18 protein-coding genes are annotated in these 22,120 nt (G+C 31.0%); 12 read left to right on the top strand and 6 right to left on the bottom strand.

Annotated elements, in window-relative coordinates; all coding sequences use genetic code 11:
* The first annotated feature begins 32 nt into the window (after window positions 1-32).
* Entirely contained in the window at window positions 33-329 is a 297-nt protein-coding gene (locus ACJ6WR_RS08625) for a hypothetical protein (RefSeq protein WP_409417588.1), read from the top strand.
* A gap of 123 nt (window positions 330-452) precedes the next feature.
* Window positions 453-1,784, top strand: a complete 1,332-nt coding sequence (locus ACJ6WR_RS08620) for a sigma-54 dependent transcriptional regulator (protein ID WP_039115471.1) — start codon at window positions 453-455, stop codon at window positions 1,782-1,784.
* Here ACJ6WR_RS08620 and ACJ6WR_RS08615 read toward each other — a convergent pair.
* Both ACJ6WR_RS08615 and ACJ6WR_RS08610 read right to left on the bottom strand, forming a co-directional pair.
* Window positions 1,781-4,231: a hybrid sensor histidine kinase/response regulator gene (locus tag ACJ6WR_RS08615; RefSeq protein WP_409417587.1), complete on the bottom strand. Its 2,451-nt coding sequence runs from the start codon at window positions 4,229-4,231 to the stop codon at window positions 1,781-1,783. The two genes, ACJ6WR_RS08620 and ACJ6WR_RS08615, sit on opposite strands and share 4 nt — an antisense overlap.
* A gap of 47 nt (window positions 4,232-4,278) precedes the next feature.
* Window positions 4,279-6,180: an alpha/beta fold hydrolase gene (locus ACJ6WR_RS08610; RefSeq protein ID WP_409417586.1), complete on the bottom strand. Its 1,902-nt coding sequence runs from the start codon at window positions 6,178-6,180 to the stop codon at window positions 4,279-4,281.
* Between the two features lie 258 nt (window positions 6,181-6,438).
* Between ACJ6WR_RS08610 and ACJ6WR_RS08605 the strand changes: the two genes are divergently transcribed.
* From ACJ6WR_RS08605 to ACJ6WR_RS08585, 5 genes are all read left to right on the top strand, one after another.
* Window positions 6,439-7,551, top strand: coding sequence for an NAD(P)/FAD-dependent oxidoreductase (locus ACJ6WR_RS08605; RefSeq protein ID WP_409417585.1), 1,113 nt, complete (start codon window positions 6,439-6,441; stop codon window positions 7,549-7,551).
* On the top strand, window positions 7,551-8,348 hold the full coding sequence (mtgA, locus tag ACJ6WR_RS08600; RefSeq protein WP_039115465.1) for a monofunctional biosynthetic peptidoglycan transglycosylase: 798 nt from the start codon (window positions 7,551-7,553) through the stop codon (window positions 8,346-8,348). The genes ACJ6WR_RS08605 and mtgA overlap by 1 nt, the downstream gene beginning before the upstream one ends.
* Complete coding sequence (locus tag ACJ6WR_RS08595) at window positions 8,323-9,282, top strand: lipid A deacylase LpxR family protein (RefSeq protein WP_409417584.1); 960 nt, start codon at window positions 8,323-8,325, stop codon at window positions 9,280-9,282. The genes mtgA and ACJ6WR_RS08595 overlap by 26 nt, the downstream gene beginning before the upstream one ends.
* Window positions 9,283-9,397: 115 nt before the next feature.
* Window positions 9,398-10,414 carry a type I restriction enzyme HsdR N-terminal domain-containing protein gene (locus tag ACJ6WR_RS08590; protein WP_086895673.1) on the top strand — a complete coding sequence of 339 codons (1,017 nt, stop codon included), beginning with the start codon at window positions 9,398-9,400 and terminating at the stop codon, window positions 10,412-10,414.
* Between the two features lie 253 nt (window positions 10,415-10,667).
* A complete protein-coding gene (locus tag ACJ6WR_RS08585) occupies window positions 10,668-11,669 on the top strand; it encodes an IS110 family transposase (protein WP_409415845.1) in 1,002 nt (333 codons plus the stop codon).
* Window positions 11,670-11,737: 68 nt separating this feature from the next.
* Here ACJ6WR_RS08585 and ACJ6WR_RS08580 read toward each other — a convergent pair whose 3' ends face one another.
* Together ACJ6WR_RS08580 and ACJ6WR_RS08575 are read right to left on the bottom strand one after the other, a co-directional pair.
* On the bottom strand, window positions 11,738-12,109 hold the full coding sequence (locus ACJ6WR_RS08580) for a hypothetical protein (RefSeq protein WP_409417583.1): 372 nt from the start codon (window positions 12,107-12,109) through the stop codon (window positions 11,738-11,740).
* 633 nt (window positions 12,110-12,742) lie between these two features.
* Window positions 12,743-13,120: a membrane lipoprotein lipid attachment site-containing protein gene (locus ACJ6WR_RS08575; protein WP_039117919.1), complete on the bottom strand. Its 378-nt coding sequence runs from the start codon at window positions 13,118-13,120 to the stop codon at window positions 12,743-12,745.
* A gap of 351 nt (window positions 13,121-13,471) precedes the next feature.
* Here ACJ6WR_RS08575 and ACJ6WR_RS08570 point away from each other — a divergent pair, with 351 nt between their 5' ends.
* Genes ACJ6WR_RS08570 through ACJ6WR_RS08560 form a run of 3 tightly spaced genes read left to right on the top strand, consistent with a single transcriptional unit; the run spans window position 13,472 to window position 15,605 of the window.
* A complete protein-coding gene (locus ACJ6WR_RS08570; RefSeq protein ID WP_039115462.1) occupies window positions 13,472-13,927 on the top strand; it encodes a carboxymuconolactone decarboxylase family protein in 456 nt (151 codons plus the stop codon).
* A gap of 33 nt (window positions 13,928-13,960) precedes the next feature.
* Entirely contained in the window at window positions 13,961-14,314 is a 354-nt protein-coding gene (locus tag ACJ6WR_RS08565; protein WP_035617460.1) for a YciI family protein, read from the top strand.
* Window positions 14,315-14,366: 52 nt separating this feature from the next.
* Entirely contained in the window at window positions 14,367-15,605 is a 1,239-nt protein-coding gene (locus tag ACJ6WR_RS08560) for an RNA polymerase sigma factor (protein WP_409417926.1), read from the top strand.
* Between the two features lie 67 nt (window positions 15,606-15,672).
* On the opposite strand, the gene ACJ6WR_RS08555 is transcribed toward ACJ6WR_RS08560, so the two are convergent.
* Together ACJ6WR_RS08555 and ACJ6WR_RS08550 are read right to left on the bottom strand one after the other, a co-directional pair.
* Window positions 15,673-17,181, bottom strand: coding sequence for a flotillin family protein (locus tag ACJ6WR_RS08555; RefSeq protein ID WP_409417925.1), 1,509 nt, complete (start codon window positions 17,179-17,181; stop codon window positions 15,673-15,675).
* A gap of 13 nt (window positions 17,182-17,194) precedes the next feature.
* Window positions 17,195-17,761, bottom strand: a complete 567-nt coding sequence (locus ACJ6WR_RS08550; protein ID WP_409417582.1) for an NfeD family protein — start codon at window positions 17,759-17,761, stop codon at window positions 17,195-17,197.
* Between the two features lie 614 nt (window positions 17,762-18,375).
* Here ACJ6WR_RS08550 and ACJ6WR_RS08545 point away from each other — a divergent pair.
* Together ACJ6WR_RS08545 and ACJ6WR_RS08540 are read left to right on the top strand one after the other, a co-directional pair.
* On the top strand, window positions 18,376-20,223 hold the full coding sequence (locus tag ACJ6WR_RS08545) for an AAA family ATPase (protein WP_409417581.1): 1,848 nt from the start codon (window positions 18,376-18,378) through the stop codon (window positions 20,221-20,223).
* Complete coding sequence (locus ACJ6WR_RS08540) at window positions 20,216-22,042, top strand: ATP-dependent helicase (RefSeq protein WP_409417580.1); 1,827 nt, start codon at window positions 20,216-20,218, stop codon at window positions 22,040-22,042. The genes ACJ6WR_RS08545 and ACJ6WR_RS08540 overlap by 8 nt, the downstream gene beginning before the upstream one ends.
* The last annotated feature ends 78 nt before the right edge of the window (window positions 22,043-22,120 follow it).

Raw genomic sequence — 22,120 nt, 5'->3', positions numbered from 1 at the left:
TATAAGCCAAATAAATTAAAACATATATCATTATGAAAAAGTTAATCTTATCCGCAGCAGTTGTTTTTGGGAGTTTGTCAATTTACGCAGCAACTATAACAACTACAGAGCCAGTTGCTAAAGTTGTAAAAGTGCAAGATGGTTACACAGAAGTTAGCGTAGATGTAGTACCGGTACCGGTAAAAACAGCTTTACAAAAGGCTTATCCGGATGCGAAACTTGATAAGGCATATGTGAATGAAAAGAAAGAATATAAATTAGAAATTTCAGTTGGTGACCAAAAGGCTACTGTCTATTCAGATGTCAATGGCAATTGGATAAAAATATAATTTAGGTAGATTAGTTTAGGTTTTTTTAAAAAGAGATTGCATCTGCAATCTCTTTTTTTTTGCAAAATTTTATGAGAATACAATTATTTTAGTCTTATTTTAGCATGAAAAGCCCAAACACTAATGCCGAAGATTTTATTAATAGAAGATGATATTTCGTTTTGTAAATTGTTAGATAAATTCCTGACAAAAAAGTTATACACGGTTGTGACTGCTTTTTCTGCAGCCGAAGCACGAAATATAATTAAAGAAGAATCTTTTGACCTTATTATTACCGATTTAAGACTTCCAGATTCAGATGGAATTGGGTTAATGTCTGAATTTAAAAAAATGTATCCCGAAATTCCAGTTATTTTAATGACAGGATATTCAGATGTAAATACTGCTGTAAAAGCAATAAAAAATGGAGCTTCAGATTATATTTCGAAACCATTTAATCCAGAAGAAGTTTTACTTGTAATTGCAAATGCTTTACAAACTTCACCTCAAGTTCCAGAAAAAGAACAAAAAGCTAAAGTTCAAAAAAAATCAAGCGAATTTGAATTTGTAAAAGGAATTTCTAAAGCTTCTAAAAAATTAGCAGAACATATCGAGTTGGTAAGTCCAACTAATATGTCGGTTTTAATTATTGGTGAAAGCGGTACCGGAAAAGAAATAATTGCCAAGAGTATTCATGAACAGAGCCCTAGGAAAGGCAATAATTTTATTGCGGTAGATTGTGGTGCAATACCAAAAGAATTGGCTGCAAGTGAGTTTTTTGGGCATTTAAAAGGTTCTTTTACAGGAGCAGTAACTGATAAAATAGGTTATTTTGAAGCGGCAAATGGAGGAACAATATTTCTGGACGAAATAGGGAATCTTTCGTATGAAAATCAAATCCAACTTTTAAGAGCTTTACAAGAACGAAAGATAAAACCTGTAGGTAGCAATAAAGAAATCGATGTTGATATACGTATTGTAACTGCGACCAACGAAGATTTGCGAGAAGCTGTAAAAAAGGGAGATTTCCGTGAAGATTTATACCACCGAATTAATGAGTTCTCTATACATTCGCCTTCATTGATTGATAGAGAAGAAGATTTAATGCTTTTTGCAGATTTCTTTCTTGAAAAAGCAAATGAGCAATTGAACAAAAATATTATTGGTTTCTCGGATGAAGTAATTACTATTTTTCAGAAATATAGATGGCCAGGAAACTTAAGAGAACTTCAAAATTGTGTAAAGAGAGCAACGCTTTTATCACAAGGAGATTTTATAGAAAGTACTGTATTGCCAGTTGAATTTTTTCAGGTTCAGAAACAAGTTCCAAATGATTTCTCATTATCTGAAAATGAAAAAGAGGCTATTATTCATGCTTTAGCAAAAGCGAAAAACAATAAATCTGAAGCTGCAAAAATGCTTAAGATTACCCGAAAAACATTATATAATAAGCTGAAACAATACGATATAGATTAGGCTATTTCTTTTTCCAGAATTAAAAGTAGCGAACTAATCTTCGTTTTTAATGTAGTGAAAATTGTTTCTAAATCGGTGTCAGGGTATTTCTTTTGCTCTAGATTATCTAAAATTTTGCTGATTTCCGAAGCTTGAATTTGTTTAAACATTGGAGCAATTCTATGTGCAATAGCACTTATTTCCATGCTATCTTTCTCAGTAATACTTTTTTCTAAAATGACTAAGTTGTCTTTTGTTGTTTTTATGAAAGTTTTAATTACCTCTCGCAGTGCTTCTTTATCATTGGTTAAAAATGATTTTAAAGAGTCAAGAGAGAATCCTTTTTCTAAATTAGCATTATTGCTTTCATCATCTTCGGGAGTGATTTCGGTTGAATTATCAAAGAGTGAAAGTATTGTTTGTAGTAATACTTTAGGCGAGTATGGTTTTTTTACAACAGTTGTAAATCCTGCATCAGTATAAACTTTCAGATCCAAATCGTCTCTTCCTGTTAAAGCAATTATAGGTTGGTTTTTATATTGAGAATTGTTGGTTTCTTTTAGCTTTTCTAAAAACTGAAATCCATCAATTTCTGGCATTTGAATATCGGTTAAAATAAAATCAAAAGCAGTGTTCTCAATCGTTTTTAGCGCTTCATTGGCATTACCAAAAGCCAGAACCGTGTAATTATGCTGTTTTAAAACCTCAGAAGTTAAACCTAATAAATTACTATCATCATCTATTACAATTGCGGTTTTGGCCGTGATAATAGGTGTGATGTGAGGCTCTTTATTTGTTTCTTCTAGTTCTAATTCTGTGTTAGTGTCGAATACTAACGGAAGTTGAATTTCAAAAGTACTTCCTTTTCCAAAAACGCTTTTTAGATGTAAATCACCACCCAAAAGAGTTGCTATTTTTTTAGATATAGCAAGTCCCAGACCAGTTCCGCCATATTTTTTTTCAATGCCTTCATTTGCCTGAGCAAATTCTTCAAACACAAGATTTTGGTTTTTTTTCTCAATCCCGATACCTGAATCTTCTATTTTAATAAAAACAAATTCTCCATTATGATTAATTGTAGCATCGATTTTTATAAATCCTTCTTCGGTAAATTTATAAGCATTCCCGATGATATTGCTTAAGATTTGTTTTAATCGAAACGAATCTCCAATTACTCTTTGGTTTAATCTCTCGTCGGTTTTAATTATAAGTTCTATATCTTTTTGCTTGTAAACAGATTGAATGTTTTTAGCAACATCAGTTATAATTTCAGGAAGTGAGAAAGGTTTTTTCTCAATTGCAATTTTCCCAGCTTCGATTTGAGAAAAATCTAGTAAATCCTGTACTAATTGAGAAATGTATTCAGATGAATTTTTGATATTCTTAATAAAATACGATTGCTTCGTATTTAGGTCAGAATTGCCCAAAAGCTCAGTATAGCCTACAATTGTACTCAAAGGTGTTTTTAAATCATGACTTACTGTAGAGATAAGTTGCTCACGACTTTTCAGGAGATTTTTGGTCTTAAAATTGGCAATTTCTAATTGTTTCTTATACAGCTGTGTTTTAGAATAATCACTGGCGATAAGTATAGAGAAAAAGACTGTAAGCAATAAACCAACAACGGCTGCTCCAGTTACAATTTGATTAATTTTTTTTAATGATTTTTCTTTATCCGTATTGTATTTTATCGAGTTAATTATGATTTCTCGTTCAATAATTCGCAATACTTTTCGGAGTTGTTCGGATATTAAAATCTCATTTTTAAGTAGTTTATTCTCCTGATAATTTAAAGATTCTTTTTTCTTTTCAGTTTCTCTTTTTACAGAACTTAATAATTTTTTGGATGTAGATAAAATCGAATCAGATGCTTTTTTACTTAACGTATTTGTACTGTCATCTGGGATATTTTGGTTGAGATAATCAACATATTTTTGCAGTACATTACGCTGATAACTCCCCAGTTGGCCTGGGTTTTTGGTAAAATCCTCAAGTTGTAATTTACGTAATGAAAATTCTAGTTTTGTTAATTCGTCAATGGCATTGTTTACCGTAACTTCATCATTAGCCTTGCTTTTGATGGTTTTTAATTGACGAATATTTTTAGTTTTTTCTGCCAATAAATAATTTACGCTATCAAGTAGAACAATTTGTGATTGCGTAGTGACAATTTTTTTTAAAGAATCAATTCGAATTCGTAAAGAATCCGATTCTCTAATGTAATGTTCAAAGTCTGATTCTGAATTAGACTGAATTGTCTTTCGGGCAAGACTTTCGGTTTTATATACATTCGAAAAAAGCTGACTAACCTTTAAAATTTTAGTCTTTTCAAAAGCAATTTTGCTTTCTATTTTTGAATAAATAACATTTTCTGAATATAAAACCCACCCCACACTAATTACAAGCGAAGCTAATGCAATGTAACTTATAAAAACTTTAAGCGGAATGTAACTCTTCTTACTTTCCATATTGTATGGTTGAAATAATTAGTATGGGATGTGTTTTTTAATTTTAATTATAGGGTCTCGTTTAACCATTTAAAGAATTCACTTTGCCAAACTTGAGCATTTTGAGGTTTTAAAACCCAGTGATTTTCTTCAGGGAAATACAATAATCTACTTTTTATACCGCGCAATTGAGCAGCTTGAAATGCTTCTTGAGATTGTCCAATTGGTACACGGAAATCTTTTCCACCCTGAATAATCAAGATAGGTTGGTTCCATTTATCAACATGGTTTATTGGGTTAAAAGTAGTGTATGTTTTTTGAGCAATTGCATTGTCTTTTTCCCAGTATGCACCACCAAAATCCCAGTTGTTAAAGAAAACTTCTTCAGTAGTTCCAAACATACTTTGCGTGTTGAAAACACCATCATGAGCGATAAAAGTTTTGAAACGGTTGTTGTGGATTCCAGCTAAATAGAAAACAGAATAACCACCATAACTTGCTCCTACGCAACCTAAACGAGTTTTGTCTACATAGTTTTCTTTGGCAACATCATCAATAGCCGATAAGTAATCGTCCATAACCTGTCCGCCCCAATCTTTACTAATTTGTTCGTTCCATTCTACACCATGACCTGGCATTCCGCGGCGGTTAGGAGCAACAACAACATAACCTTTGGCAGCCATTAATGAAAAATTCCAACGGAAAGAATACGATTGTGTTAAAGCAGATTGAGGTCCGCCTTGGCAATATAAAAGAGTTGGATATTTTTTTGAAGCATCAAAATTTGGAGGTAAGATTACCCAAACCAACATTTTTTTACCATCAGTTGTAGTAACATAACGTCTTTCGGTTTTGCTTAAAGTTAAAGTGCTGTAAGTAGCTGTATTTACATTTGATAATTGTTCCCAAGTGTTTTTCTTTAAATTGAAAGAAAAAATCTCGTTTGCATGATTCATATCCGATCTTGTTACAATGATATTATCACCTACAAAACCAACGATATCATTTACATCATAATTACCATTTGTAATTTGAAGTATTTTTATAGCAATTTTAGTTAATCCAGGAAAGTTTACTTCAAATAATTGTTTTGTACCATCTATTGGAGCTGTAAAAAATACTTTTTTACCGTCTTTGCTCCACGTAAAGCTATCAACAGTTCCGTCCCAATTAGCGGTTAGGTTCATTTTCATACCTTTAAAATCAACAATAATGTCGTTTTTATCAGCCTCATAACCATCACGTTTCATTTGTAACCAAGTTAGGTTTCCGGTTGGCGAAAATTGTGGTGCCATATCGTAACCTAAATTTCCTTCGGTTCTATTTGTTGTTTTACCAGTTTCAAGATTGTACTCGTAAATATCAGTATTGGTAGAAATAGCATATTGAGTTCCTGCTTTTTTCTTGCTTACATACAAGATACTTTTACCGTCAGGCGACCAGATATAATCTTCGTCTCCACCAAAAGGTTTTTGCGGACTATCAAAAGTTTCTCCTTTTAAAATATCAATTCCAACAGCTCCATCTTTGTTTTCTTTGTAAAAAACATGATTAAATTTACCTTCATTCCAAGTATCCCAATGACGGTAATCCAGACCATTGTATATTTGAGCATCAGATTTATCCAGATTAGGGTAAAAATCTTTCCCTAAAACTTTATCGATTTTTACTTCTTCATTATACACTAAAAATTTCCCGTCTGGCGAAATGTTTTTATCTGCCAAAATGGTTTTTGTGTCCGAAATTTCGGTTGCATTTCCACCATTTACAGGTAAAGTATAATATTTTGATGTCGAATTATTTTCGGCAATAGATGGTGTTGTAACCTTGTAAACAACGTTTTTTCCATCTTTTGAAAGTCCAAGTGCTGTAACTCTTCCTAATTTCCACAATAATTCTGGTGACATTACATTCTGTGCCATGGTGCTTAAACTCATCATTACTAAGGTTGTAAATAGTACTTTTTTCATAAATTTAATCTAAAAATTTTAAGGTTTTAAAAGTACAAAATTAATTCCAGCAACCCAGTGATAACACAATTGGTATTGTCTTAAATAAATGATAAAAGTTACCCCATGATTAAGAGGGATGAGCTAGTTTTATTTAAAAGGTTTAACCATGTAAGTAATATAAGTTCATTTAAGTTTTATCTGTTTAAGGTCAAGTTTATATGGACTTAAATTTCTTATATGGTTTAAAAAAACATTATTTTTATAAAAAATATCGAAATGGAATTAAGCTATTGGGAACTTAAAAATTGGTTTACAAATGTAGATTTCACCATTGTAGGTAGTGGAATTGTAGGTTTGCATGCAGGATTGCGCTTACGCGAAAAATTTCCGAAAGCTAAAATTTTGATTCTCGAGAAAGGAATGTTACCACAAGGAGCCAGTACCAAGAATGCTGGTTTTGCTTGCTTCGGAAGTCTTTCGGAAATAATTGAAGATTTAAAAACACATACCGAAGAAGATGTAATCCAGCTTATCGAAAAACGCTGGAGAGGGTTACAATTATTACGTAAACGGTTAGGAGATTATGCAATCGATTTTAAACCTTATGGAGGATATGAATTATTCTTAAAGGAAGATGAAAATGGATATGACGAATGTTCAAGCAAATTATCTTTTGTAAATGAAATTCTCAGACCACTTTTTAAAACAGATGTTTTTGCTAAAGAAATAGATCGTTTTGAGTTTAAAGGTATTCATGAGTATTTAGTTTTTAATCCTTTTGAAGGACAAATTGATACAGGTAATATGATGCAGGCATTGCTAAAAGAAGCAATTGAAGCTGATATTTTAATCTTGAATCAACAAACAGTAACTTCCTATTTAGATACTGGGAAGAATGTCGAAATAACCTTGAAGGATTTTAGTTTTACTACAAATAAAATTCTTTTTGCTACCAATGGATTTGCTAATACACTTACAAACGGTGGAGTTAAACCTGCCAGAGCACAGGTTTTAATTACCGAACCAATTCCTGATTTAGAAATTAAAGGCACATTTCATTTAGATAGAGGGTATTATTATTTTAGGAATGTGGGTAATAGGATTTTATTGGGAGGTGGGCGAAACTTGAATTTTGAGACAGAAACTACCACTGAATTTGGGAACACAGAAATAATACAAAATAAATTGGAAGATTTGTTGAAAAATGTAATTTTACCAAATCAAAAAATAGATATCGCTCATAGATGGAGCGGGATAATGGGAGTAGGAAATAGTAAAAATCCTATTGTAACCCAATTATCCGAAAATGTATATTGCGGCGTTCGATTAGGAGGAATGGGAGTAGCAATAGGAAGTTTAATAGGAACAGAATTAGCAGATTTAATATAATGGCAGTAACCAAAAAACCGGCACCAAAAAAACCGGCACCAAAAAAAACAACACCAAGTAAAGCAAAACCAGCAGCGAAAAAGAAAAATCGCTCGTTTGGGAGCAAAATTGCTCGTTTCTTTTTTAAGCTACTTTTATGGTTCTTTGGGCTTTCAATATTTTTTGTAGTTTTCTTTAAATATGTTCCTGTACCTTTTACACCTTTAATGGTAATTCGTGGTATTGAAAATAAGTTAGCTGGTAAAGAGAATTATTTTAGTCACGATTGGGAACCAATAGAAAATTTATCGATGAACTTGCAAAAAGCAGTTATTGCAAGTGAAGATGGAACTTTCTTAACACACAATGGTTTTGACTTTAAGGCATTGCAAAAAGCATATAAAAGTAACGAACGCGGCAGAAGAATAAGAGGAGGAAGTACGATATCGCAACAAACTGCCAAAAATGTATTTTTATGGCAAGGGAAAAGCTATTTCCGTAAAGGACTAGAAGCTTATTTTACAGTTTTAATCGAGTTGGTTTGGGGAAAAGAACGTATTATGGAGGTATATCTTAATAGTATCGAAATGGGCGATGGTGTTTATGGAGCCGAGGCTGCAGCACAACATTGGTACCGCAAGAGCGCAAAGAGTCTTACACCTATACAAGCTGCGGGAATTGCAGCTATCTTGCCAAATCCACGAAAATTTAAAGCAACTGGGTCATCTAGTTATATTAATAAAAGAAAAAATAAGATTGTTAAAGTAATGCGTAGCGTTGGTAAAATTAATTATGATGGTACCAAAAAAGGGACTTAGTATTCTGTTTATTTTAGCAACCACTTTTGTTTTTGCCCAAAGTAGAACCAGTGAGATTGGATTGATTACCGATAATGATTTATATACATCGTCTAAAAATGACATGTATTATACAAATGGTTTAGAGCTTTTCTACCGTTTTTTATCTAAGAATGAGAACGAAAGGATAAACAAGAAAATTACAGAATTTCGTCTTGGACAATATATTTATAATCCAAGATTTATTAATCAATCGGCTGTTGATAAAAATGACCGTCCTTTTACAGGATATCTTTTTGTCGAAGCAGGCCGAAGTTTTTTTTATCAAAGTGAATCGGTTTTAAAGACAGATTTTCAGTTAGGTTTCATGGGTCCGAATGCTTTAGGGAAAGAAACTCAGGAAAGTTTTCACCATTTAATAGGCTATAAAAACGTATATGGATGGGAAAATCAGCTTAGTAATGCTTTTGCCGTGCAGGCGCATGTTATGTATTCTAAGAAATTATTCCCAACGAAACACAATGATTTTATTGATCTTCATTTTCAGTCCGAAGCAAATCTTGGGACTATTTTTACGGGAGTTTCTACGGGATTATTAACCCGAATAGGCTTTAAGAGATTACTCCCAATTTATGACTCTAATTTGCATGATGCTTCAGTAAGTTTCGAACCACAATTCAATATTAGAGAGTTTTACTTTTACGCCATGCCAAGCGTTAATTACCAGTTTTATGATGCTACGATTCAGGGTAGTATGTTTAACAATTCAAGTCCAATAACTTTTGATTTACAACCGCTTCGTTTTAATGCTGAGTTTGGTTTAAAATACCGCCACAATAATTTTAATATGTCTTATTCTTTTATTTATCGTGGCAAAGAATTAAAGGGGGACCCTTATAATACTAATACTGGTTATTTCTTTGGTTCTATTCGATTTGGGTATTTGTTGAAGTAGGACTTATTTTCTTAATGATATTTTGAGTTTATCTTTTTAAAAAAATTAGGAATTGATTTATTTTGATTAGATTAGACTTTGTTTTGAAAAATCTAACTAAGAAAATAACCTATAAATGACTACAAACATACCTAAACAATCTATTAATCAATTAAAAAAAACTCTTGAGAATTTTAAAATTAGCGATGCAATTGAATTGTGTACTAATGAAGCTCAAACACGTAAATTTTTAATTGAACCATTTTTCGAAATGTTAAACTTTGTTTCGAATGATTTAATACCAGAATACAATGCTGATTTTGGTGAACGCATAAGTCAAAAAATTGATTATGCTATTTTGCTAAATAAAAAAGATACAATTTTAGTAGAGGCAAAAAAGTATAATAGTAGATTAAGTGATAAAGAAGCGGGTCAGCTAAACGGGTATTTTAATAATACTAAAAATTCAAGAATTGCGGTATTGACAAATGGAATTGAATATAGATTTTATTCAGATGTTTTGCAGCCAAATGTAATTGATAATAAGCCTTTTTTTGTTTTTAACTTATCTAATTATTCAGATAGAGATTTAGAGACGCTAATTAAGTTTGATAAGAGGTATGTTGTTATTAATGAGATTATTAAAACTGCACAAGAAGCAGTTTTTGTCGAAGATTTTGAAAATAGTCTATTAAAAGAATTGATTGCTCCTTCAAAGGATTTATTGAAAATTATTCATAGAAATATGAATTTTAAAACTAAATTCAATGACGATACTCAAGGTAAAATGATAAGTATGATTAATTCATCTTTATTAAAATCTCTTTATGATAAAAAAGTCATTGCAGAATCAAACTCCAATACTGGTGGAATTATTACAACCGAATCTGAAATTCAAGCATATCATACAATAAGAACATTACTTATTCAAAATAAAAAAATTCCAAATGAAAGAATTTTTTATAGAGATTTTAAAAGCTTCTTTAATATTAGTATTGATGATAATGTCAAAAAAGTGATTTGTAAGTTGGTTTTTAATGATTCAAAAATGAAGATTCTTATTGAAAATAATGAGTATCTGCTAACGAGCATTGATGATGTTTTGAAATATAAAAATGAATTAACTAATAGAACACTTTCTTTGATAGAATAAATAAAAATAAATTAGAGTGAGTACGAAGTCAGGAGACTTCGTCTTTACTTTGGATTAGATAAAAAACTTTAATTTTATTCAAAGGAAAGCAGAGGTGAACTTTAGACTTCGCTAGTTAAGAACCATGCTGTGCATTAGTCCTCTGCCTTCTCCTTGAATCCCGTTGAATTGCTTCAAATAGAATGATAGACATGACGGTCTAATAAAGGCTCTAAAGAAGTTCAACATTTTTATTCATCTTAAATTCAAAGTTATGAAAAAGTATTTATTTTATGTTGGTATTGATGTATCAAAAGCAAAATTGGATATTAATATTCTTGATTCTTTAACTCTTAAATCAGAGCATTTTATCATAGAAAACAATATTAAGAGTATTTCTATTTTTATTAAAAAACTGGATAGAAAAGTTGATAAAGGATGTACTCTTTTTTGTTGCGAGAACACAGGTGTTTATACCAATCATTTATCAAGTGTTTTAGTGAAACTTAATCTAGATTTATGGATTGTTCCCGCTATTGAAATAAAAAAATCTAAAGGAATTTCAAGAGGAAAAAATGACAAAACTGATGCTAAAGATATTTCTTATTACAGTTATAGAAATATAGATAAATTAAAACTATTCGCTTTCGCAAGCATGGATATTCAGAAATTAAAAATTCTTTATACTGAAAGAGAGAAAATGCTAAAAGCGTTATTACTTCTACAAGCGACTAAGGAAAGTAAAGCTTTCACGGATAAAATAATTTTTAAAGAAGTATCACAAATTAACCAAACTCTTGTCAAATCTATTAAAAATTCCATCCATAAAATTGAGTCAAAAATTAAAGAAGTCATCAAAGCAAACGATCAATTAACTAAGCAAGCTCAACTTATCAAATCGATTCCTGGATTGGGAGAACAAACCAGCGTATATTTGATTATTGCAACAAAAGGATTTACAGCTTTTAAAAACTGGAGACAATTTGCCTGTTATTCTGGTGTTGCGCCTTTTGAACATAGTTCAGGTTCGAGTGTAAAAGGAAGGACAAGAGTAAATCATATGGCAGATAAAAAAATGAAGTCATTATTGCAAATGTGTGCTATGACAACATTAAAATATGATCCACAATTAAAAGAATATTACAAAAAGAAAAAAGCGGAAGGTAAAAACTCAATGTTGGTTTTAAATAATATTAGATGCAAACTTATAAGCAGAGTTTTCGCTGTTATAACTAGAGAAACTCCCTATATAAATACTTATAAATTTGCATCTTGAATTTTAACTCTTTTTACTTGTTTTTCATCATAGAATGCACAGCGGGTAAATAAAACATTATTGTTTATTTACCATTCCATAAAAACAATAAAATGATTATCAGGATCTTTTAGGAGAAGCACTTTTCCACCAGGAAAATCCCATGGACCTGAAAATGTACCTGCAGGTAATTTTTCTATATCAGATTCATTGCTTTGAGGGAGTTGGTTTTTTATAAGTGTGTCGTATAATTGGTCTACCAATGCTTTATTTATTTCTATATTTCCTTCATTAATAGGTTTTTGTAAGGTGCTTATTTTTAATTCGACATGATTGTTAATCGGTGCAAAGAAGGTTTTTGCTTTGTTTGTAAAGGTTTGGGTTTTGAGATCAAAAACTTTTTGATAAAAATCAAAAGAAGCTTCGAGATTAGAACTATAAAGCCAGAAATGAATTTTCATACAACTATTTTTAAGTAAAGTTAAATTAGAAAGTCCAGATTTGCAATTTGTATGCACCATCAATATCAAAAAAAAGGTTCTTGTAAAATCTAAAACCTCTAATCTAGCCCCGATGGAAACGGCATCCTTTTTATCCGTCTTTTTGCGGATAAAAAGATATAGTGTACAGCGGGAAATAGGTCTTTTATAAATGGAACTTTCTGCTTCTAAAAAAAATAAGCCGCAATCACATAAGAGCGATTACGGCTTTATATCTGTCTTTTCTGGAACATTTTTAATTTGTATTTAATTTCTACGTACTAATTCAGAAATATTTAAAAATGTTATATCATAAAAAAACAAATAAATTTTTATATCAATACTCAGACGATTTATATTGAGTAGTTTGTGTTTTGTGTAACTATATGTCATAAGACTACTATAGAAACTAATTGTTACAGTGTTAAAGTATTATTTTTATCTTTTTACTTAAAAAACACAACTTACTGTAATAAAATCGTGTTTTTGTAATAAAAATCACAAGGAGTTGTTTGTGGATTTGTACTAATGGACATAAAAAACCGTAAATCATTTAATTTAAAAATAATTTACGGTTTTGAACTCACTTTTATTTGAGCAAGAATTTCTAGATACTTATTGTTTTATGTAATTTCCAGGCAGATGTCCTTTTGATTCCATTTTTGTATCGGATGTTTTTACAAAGTTAAATCGGATTATAGAACCTTCTTTGCCTTGAGAAAAATCAGATACATATAAATTTGGGCTAGAAGATATTTCTTGTGGTAATGTATTAGAGAACTTGGTTGTTTGTTTGCTAAAAGAAAAAGAATCACCTGTTGTGGTATATTTTATATCACGTGCAGTAAAAGTTAATATTGCTCCAGAAGTTTCCTCTTTCCAAGTTCCTTGAATCCAGTTAGGGGGATTAAAAATGCCATAAGTATCTTCATCGTTAGATGAGCAAGAAGTAATAATAAGCATTAAACTAAATAATAGAATAATTTTTTTCATGTATAATAATTAAAAGATTAAATAATGGAAATATAACAAGAGGCTATGTTTTGTTATATTGCTCCTTAAATTCAAAAAACGTACCATTTATTAAGCATTAACTACGTTTTAACTCTTGTTTTATCAAGATTTAGAACAAGAAGCTTTGTTTGCAATAATTAGAAAACAGAGTATTTATTTTCTTAACTTAGTTTTTTTAACAGAAATATTAAAATAATTTTAAGATATAAATAATTGTATTTCAGTTGATTGGTTTTTATTTTAAAAATAAATGAAAAATATTTTATTTAATATGTCCAATTCTGAAAGTTCGATTGTTATTAGGGTATAACAATTAAAAATTTAAACAAAATGGAATCAAGAATTAACATTCAGGAAAAAGGACAAAGCGCATTAAAACCACTTTTTGGAATTGGAGCATATTTAAAAAAATCGGCAGTAGAAGAAATGCTATTAGAATTAGTTTACTTTAGAGTATCACAAATTAATGGTTGTGCTTATTGTCTGGATATGCATTCTAAAGATTTGCGTGCCAAAGGAGAAACAGAGCAACGTATATATGGTTTGAGTGCTTGGCGTGAGACTCCGTATTATACTGAGAGAGAAAGAGCAGCACTGGCCTGGGCTGAAGCATTAACAAAATGTGAAGTGCCAGATTCAGTTTACAACGAAGTGAAAAGTCAATTTTCAGATGAAGATTTAATCGATTTAACGATGGCAATTACAACAATCAATACTTGGAATCGTATTAATCTTGCATTTCCATATGGAGTAGGTACCTATCAGGTTGGACAATTTGGAGGTTAATTAAACGATTCAATAATAGTAAAATAATAAGAAATGGAAGAATTTGTATTGATATTTAGAAGAGATAGCATAACCAAAGAAATTCAGCCTTCGCCAGAAGAAATGCAATCATCTATTAAATTATGGCAAGATTGGTTAGGCGGAATCGCTGCTCAGGATAAATTGGCTAGACCACTACAACGCTGGGATGGTGAAGGTAGAGTTGTGAAGCAAAATAATAATGTAACTAATGGACCTTTTGTAGAAATTAAAGAAGCAATAGGTGGTTTAATTATGATTAAAGTAGCTAATTATGACGAGGCAGTAGAAGTTGCCAAAGGTTGCCCAATCCTTTTATGGGGCGGAAATGTAGAAATACGAATGGCTGTTGTTTTTGAAGGCCATTAATTAAAAATTAAAAATGCTTTTGTGTTTTATAAAAGCTTCAGGATTTGATTTTATGGAAGACAATCAGCTTTTGCCACATTTATTTAGAACAGAGTATCGAAAAATAGTTTCGGTACTCTGTTATTTATTTGGGATTAATCATATCGAAATTGCGGAAGATATTGTGAGTGATACATTTCTTTCGGCTACCGAATTGTGGAGTTTAAAAGGGATTCCCGAAAATCCGACTGCTTGGCTTTATACGGTTGCCAAAAATAAGACGAAAAATTATTTAAAACGTGATGCTCTTTTTGAGCAAAAACTTTCGGTAGAAATAAAACATAATGCTCCTAAAGCCGAAGAAATCGAGATAGATTTATCTAGCAAAAATATTATAGATAGTCAGCTTGCTATGATTTTTACGGTTTGTGATCCTTGTATTTCGTCTGAATCGCAGGTTGCGCTTGCGCTAAACTTGCTTTGTGGTTTTGGAATCCAAGAGATTGCCGATGCTTTTTTGACTAATAAAGAGGTTATTTATAAACGTATAAATCGAGCGAAAGACAAGCTAAAAACGGAGCAAATAAAAATTGAACAACCCTCTTTAAATGAGATTGACAAAAGATTAGATACTGTTTTAACAACCATATATTTATTGTTTTCTGAAGGATATTATTCGACTTCCCAGAATACGATTTTACGTAAAGACCTTTGTGTAGAGGCAATGCGATTGTGTTATTTACTTATCGAGAATGAAGGAACTAATAAACCAGCGGTTAATGCTTTGTTTGCGTTAATGTGTTTTCACTCTTCGAGATTTGAAGCTAGAATGAATGAAAATGGAGAAACGATTTTATATGAAGATCAGGATGAAACTCTCTGGAACAAAGAGTTAATAAATAAAGGAGAAGAGTATTTAAGTAAATCTTCAACTGGAAATAAAATATCAAAATATCATCTTGAGGCAGGAATAGGGTATTGGCATACTCATAAAGAAGACACAGCCGAAAAATGGGAGAACATTTTACAATTATATAATAGTTTATTGATTCTGGAATATTCGCCAATTGCAGCTTTAAACAGAACTTATGCTTTGGCAAAAACTAGTGGAAAAACCGTAGCGATACAAGAAGCAGAAAAATTAAATCTCTTAGATAATCATTTTTACTATTCGTTATTAGGTAATCTATACACAGATATCGATAATGAGAAAGCGTTGCAACATTTTAAAACAGCTTTAAAACTAGCCAACACAACAGCAGATAAATCGACAATTATTAAAAATATAGATAGACTTATTATTCCAGAATAATAATAAAATTAAATAGGGTTCCGCTTTAATTAAAGTGGAACCCTATTATTTTTAAATATACACGATTTTACTCTTCGTTCTTTTTGTCTAAATGTTCTTCAGGACTGTCTATTCCTTTTAAATACGTTGGTAAATTTAATCCTGCCATATTAAACAAGTCGTTTAAAGGAGGAACAGTTTTCATCATCCCAGAAACAAAGTTCGCGGTAGATGAATTACCGTTTTCATTTTGTCCGCTGCCAGAATCCCAAACAGTAATTTTATCAATTTTGATGTTTTTAACAGCCTCAACTTGTATTCTTACTAGTTCTGGTAGTTTTTCTAATAAGAGTAATTGGAATGCTTTACTTGGATCTCCACCAGCTGCAGCCACAACTTCTTTGTAACCTTCTGCTTGTTTCGTTAAAATCTCAAAAAGACCTTTTGCTTCAGCTTCCATTTTAGCAAAAATCGCATCTGCTTCTCCTTTTGCATTTTCTCTTATCGTTTCTGCAGCAGCTTGTGCTTCTATAATGGCTCTTTGTTTAGCAATTTCGGCAGGAATTACAATGTTTGCAATTTGTGTAGAACGTTCTCTTTCTGAACGTGCTAATTCGGCTATTTGTTCTGCTACATAAGATTCTTCCAGAGCTTTTGCTTGTTGTACTTTTTCGGCAGTAATTGCAATACGTAGTGATTCTGCTTCTTTTTCTCTACGAAGTGCTTCTGAATTTGCAATAGCAATTCTTGCTTGGTTTTCTCCCTCAATAGCAATCGCATTAGCTTCGGATGTTTTTACTCTGGTATCTCTGTCTGCTTCTGCTTTTCCGATGGTTTCATCTTTTGCAGCAGTTGCAATACTAATTTCTCTGTCTTTTTGGGTAATAGCAATCTTTACATCTCTGTCTCTGTGAGTTTCGGCTATTTGAGTATCTTTTTCTCTATCGGCTAGTGCTTTCCCTGTTTCTCCTATTTTTTCTTGTTCAGCGACACTAATTTTGGCTTCGTTAATTGCTTTTGCGGCAGCTTCTTTTCCTAATGCTTCAATATAACCTGATTCATCTTTAATGTCGGTAACGTTTACGTTGATTAATTTTAAACCGATTTTTTTCAGTTCACTATCAACGTTTTTAGAAATATTATCAAGGAATTTATCACGGTCAGAGTTAATTTCTTCAATAGTCATTGTTGCAATTACCAAACGTAACTGACCAAATAAAATATCTTTGGCTAATTCCTGAATTTGTTCAGATGATAATCCTAAAAGTCTTTCTGCAGCAGTATTCATACTATCAGATTCAGTAGAAATAGCAATTGTAAAACGACAAGGAACATCTACTCTAATGTTCTGGCGGCTTAAAGCATTTGTTAAGTTTGCCTCGATTGATAAAGGCTTTAAATCTAAGAATGCATAGTCTTGAATTACTGGCCAGATAAAAGCACCTCCACCGTGAACACATTTTGCTGATGTACCTCCAGTACGCCCGTAAATGACTAATATTTTGTCAGATGGGCAACGTTTGTATCTCGATACTAATGCTGAGATTGTTGCAAATAAAACTACAGCTGCAACGACTATGATTATCATTGGTGTCATCATGTTTATTAAATTAAATTGTTTCTACTATTAGAATATTATCGTTTTCTATTTTTACGACTTTTACGACTGCACCAGATGCAATTGTATTCTTTTCGGTCATTGCTTCTAATTCGTGAAATGCACCATTTACACTAATCATAATTTTACCTTTTCCTTTCTTACTTTCGGGAATAGTCAAATAAACTTCGGCTGTTTTGTTTAATGTATTTATGATTTTAAAAGAATTGTCTTCGGCTAATTTTTGTAGTTGTTTAATAATTATGAAAAACAAAAAGACAAACACAATTCCGACCAATAGAGCTAGAATGACAATTAAAGTTTTATTAGGAACGGTTGCGTAAAAGGAAATTCCTGTCCAGCTAAAGCCTAAGAGAAAATTAATTAAATTTCTCAAAGAGAATAGTTGAAACGGTGCGTCTGCTTCTCCTAAATCAGTATCAAAATCGGCATCAAGCCCATGAAAGGAGTCAGCACCAATAAATGATAGAATAGTTTGAATAATAAAAATTACACTTGTAGGTATAGCAACAAACCAAAAGGCGCGGAGCAAAGGATCTAAGTTCTCTAACATTTCCATAATTGTGATTCTTTTTAGCTAAAAAAGCCTTTAGCTTCTTTATAAATAGATAGCATTTTGTATTTGCTATAAATTTTTTGCAAAAGTAGAGCTAGTTTAAATCAGCAAGGACCACAATAAGGTTTTAAAGTAAAAGAATAAGTTTGAATATATGTGGGTGATTTTTAGTGTATTACATAATAAAGTTGGACTCAGTGATGATTTTAGTATTAAGCATTTGAGAAAAACGTTTTTGACAAAATTGCATACTAAGACTGGTTTTATTGAATTTTTGGGGTATCAAAGGTCAGCAAAAGTAACGTTGAATAATTATATTGATAAGGTTCAAGTTGTAAAAGAAATTAATAGAATTGGGTTTGGGTATTTTAATGAGTAGTGTTGATATTGGAGTAATGCATTAAAAGAGTTTAAATAATAATTGAAATGGTTAAAAAACTATATGATATAAAGTGTTTTGAATAGTAATTTTCATAAATTCGTTTTTTTGAAAGAAAAACCAAGACTTTACAGAATGTTAGTTACTAAATTCGACAATTATTAAGCTGAATCTGGATGGATATTTTAATAAGTTTTGAACTATTTTCTTTTAATCTAACTCCACTTGAAAATTAAAAATGGGAATATTACTAAAACAGATAAGGGTACACGGGTTTAGAGGGTTAGACAATATTGAAATTGATTTTGAGCCCACAACAGTTCTGGTTGGTACAAATAATGCTGGCAAAACAACTCTTTTAAAAGCATTACAGCTTGCATTATCCAATTCGTTTCAAATCACAGATGATGATTTTTTCTTTTCAGATGCTATTAATAGAAATAAAATAATTGTTGACTTACTTTTTATTAGTGTAGATGTAGACGGTATTCAAATTCCTGAATTTGAAGATCATTGGGCTACTGTTTTTACTGAAAGTAGAATTAGCTTTGATTCTAATGGTAACCAGATGTTAGCGTTTAGAACTGTAGTAGAGGAAAATCTAATCAGAAAAACATTTACAAAAAAGCAATTTGTTATTGATGAATGGAGCGATTTTCAAAATGATGCTGAGGAATATTGGTATCAAAAAGAGTATGACAATTCTTTAAGTTTTTACTTTGATGAGATTCCATTTTTTTACTTGGATGCTAATAGGGACATCTTAGAAGATTTAAAATCTAAAACTTCTTTTCTAGGTAAACTTCTTTCATCTATAAACTATAATGATGGTGATAAGGAAATAATTGAGGAACTTATAAAAGAGCTAAATAAGGAGACAATTGACAAAAGTGACGTCTTAACAAATCTACATAAGACTTTAGAGGAATTAGACACGGCAATGGATAACCCTAATAATACTGTAGATATTACGCCTTTTACGAAAAAATTAAGAGACTTAAATAAAGGAATTAAGATTAATTATTCTCAGTTTTCTATGGAGTATCACGGAATGGGAACGAGAAGTTGGTCATCATTGCTAATTCTAAAGGCATTCATTTTGCAAAACATGAAATTAGCTCACGATAGTCAAGTTGCCTATTATCCAATAATTGCAATTGAAGAGCCTGAATCACATTTGCATCCAAACGCTCAAAAAAAATTATATTCTCAAATTAATGATATAATTGGGCAAAAAATAGTGGCTACTCATTCGAGCTATATTGCTGGAAGTGCTAAACTAAAAGAAATAAGAAGTATAGTTAAAAATAGTAACTCAACACTAATTGGTAAAATTAACGATAGTGATTTGACTACTGAGGAAATACGAAAAATTAATCGTCAAGTTGTCAATACAAGAGGTGAACTATATTTTTCTAAGGTAATAATACTGTGTGAGGGAGAGACGGAAGAACAAGCATTGCCATTATTACTCAAAAAGCATTTTAACAAAAGTACAATAGAACTTGGAATTGACGTTGTCGGAATTGATGGTGGAGGAAATTATTTTCCATTTATTTATTTTGCAGAGAATCTTCATTTAAAATGGTTTATTTTAAGTGATGGAGAAGAAGCTATAATTAAAAAGTTAAAAAAAGATTTTAAAAAATTATCTAAATCAACTTCAGCAATAAATCAAATAGTTTTGCCTGAGAATATAGTTCATTTTGATAATGGATATGATTTTGAATCTTACATTTCAAATAATGGTTTTTCTGACGAAATTGAAATTTGCCTTGAAACAATATTAGGTGTTGATGATTTAGACGAATTGATTGCAAATAAAAATGGAACTTCTAAAGGCAGGATGAAGACAGAAGATGTATGTGAAACTTGTAATCAAAATATTTTTGTAGATAGTTTAAGAGATTATAATGGCGATGAGGGCAGAGCAAATGCAATAAATGATTTACTCACTAGTAATAAGACTAAATATCCAAGTTTATTATCAGAACTTATTTATAATTCTGAAAAAGACTTACCTGCTAAAATTACAGAATTATTTGACCAAGTGAATAAAATAATAAATCCCCCAACTAATGACTAAAATCAATTTATCACCAAATCAAAGTAATATTGTAGGCTTAAACCAAGGAGCTTATTTGGTTCTAGCGAGTGCAGGTAGCGGAAAAACAAGAGTTTTAACCGAAAGAATAAAACGTTTATCAGAAACTGTAAATGATAAAATATTAGCAATTACATTCACTAATAAGGCTGCAGCTGAGATTAGAGATAGACTAGGCACATCAGATAATATTAACAAAAGAGTCTTTGTTGGTACATTTCACAGTTTTTGTCAATCTATTCTTGAATTAAGGTTTAAGCTTTTGGGATATAATAGAATGCCTCATATTTTTGAAGACGATTCCGATAGATTAGAACTAATTAAACAAGCAATTAAGTCTGTTCCCTTTTTTACAGAAATATACGACAATCTAGAACCAAAGAAAAAAAATGAATACACTTACAATGCATTACAGTTTATTTCAGAGGTAAAACGAGAACTGATTTCAGCAGAAGAGTTAGCCGAAAGTTCAGAAAACATAGAATATCAATACTTATTCGAGACATATCAAGACTTACTAAAGTCAAATAATGCCATTGATTTTGATGATATAATAAGGTTGGTTTATGAATTATTTACAAATAATGAGGCTGTTGCAAATCTATATCGTAAAGCTTATTCTTTTGTTTGCATTGATGAATGCCAAGACTTAAATAAGCTTCAATATTTTCTCTTAAAATCATTATGTGGTAACATTATAAAAAATGTGATGATGGTAGGAGACCCTAACCAGGCAATTTATGGTTTTAATGGCTCTGCATCATCATTTATGCAAGAAGATTTTGTATCAGATTTCAAAGCCCAAAAAATTTCACTTGATGAGAATTATCGTTGCTCTAAATCCGTAATTGAAGCTTCAAATATTCTAATGGGATTAGAAGTAGAAGCTATTAACTATGTGATTAATGGAAGTTTTCAAATTAAAGCTGCTGATACAGAAATTGATGAAGCTAAACTGGTAATAAATGGAATTAAAAAACTTGTCAATCTAAAATTGCACAATGATATTGAGGGTGAAATTACATTTGACAAAATTTCTGTCTTAGGAAGAAATAAATTTGTATTCAAATATGTTGAAAAACTACTTATAGAAGAAGATATACCTTATTACTTCAAATCTGGAAATATAGGAATTAAATTTAGTTCAGTTTCAATGAAAATTTTTGATTTATACTTTCGAGTAAAAATTAATCCTCTTGATAAGCTACATCAAAAGAAACTAGAAGACATTTTGAAAGTTCATGACGTATTTAATTCAAACGAGCTTCAAGCTTCAAAATTTCCAATTTCATTAAATATTAAGGAAGTAGTAATTGATTCTACAATTGAGAACCTTCATTTGAAAATGGATATATTAAAGAAACTATTTAACGAATCAATAAACGATGATGATGAGAAGAAGTTAACCCTAGATGAATTAGAAGATTTTGCAAATCAATTGATTCAATATAAAAAACAAAACCTAAGACCGTCACTTGATGGATTCAAATCTGCAATAGCTCTAGGTTTGACAAATAATTCGAGTAATAAAGATTTAGGTGTTTGTTTAAGTACTGTGCATACGATGAAAGGCCAAGAATGCGAAATTGTTTTTTTAATAGGCATGGATGATGGGACATTTCCAGATTTTCGGGCGGTTAACAAAGGAGGCGAAGAGTTGCAACAAGAAAAGAACAATACATACGTGGCTTTTACAAGAGCTAAAAGATTTTTATATGTCACGTATCCAAAAAATAGATTAATGCCTTGGGGAGACTATAAAGCACGAACAATTTCAAGATTTTTAAAGCCTTTGGTTTAAGTTCAAGCTTACCAAAACAGCAAAAGTACACTCTAAAACAGCACTTAGATAAAAAGATAAAAGCCTTACATCTCTGTA

This window comes from Flavobacterium sp. PS2, from assembly GCF_046250155.1.
In the GTDB taxonomy this organism is placed as follows: Bacteria; Bacteroidota; Bacteroidia; order Flavobacteriales; family Flavobacteriaceae; genus Flavobacterium.
The sequence above is the reverse complement of the archived record's forward strand: the minus strand, read 5'-3'. Positions and strand labels throughout refer to the sequence as shown.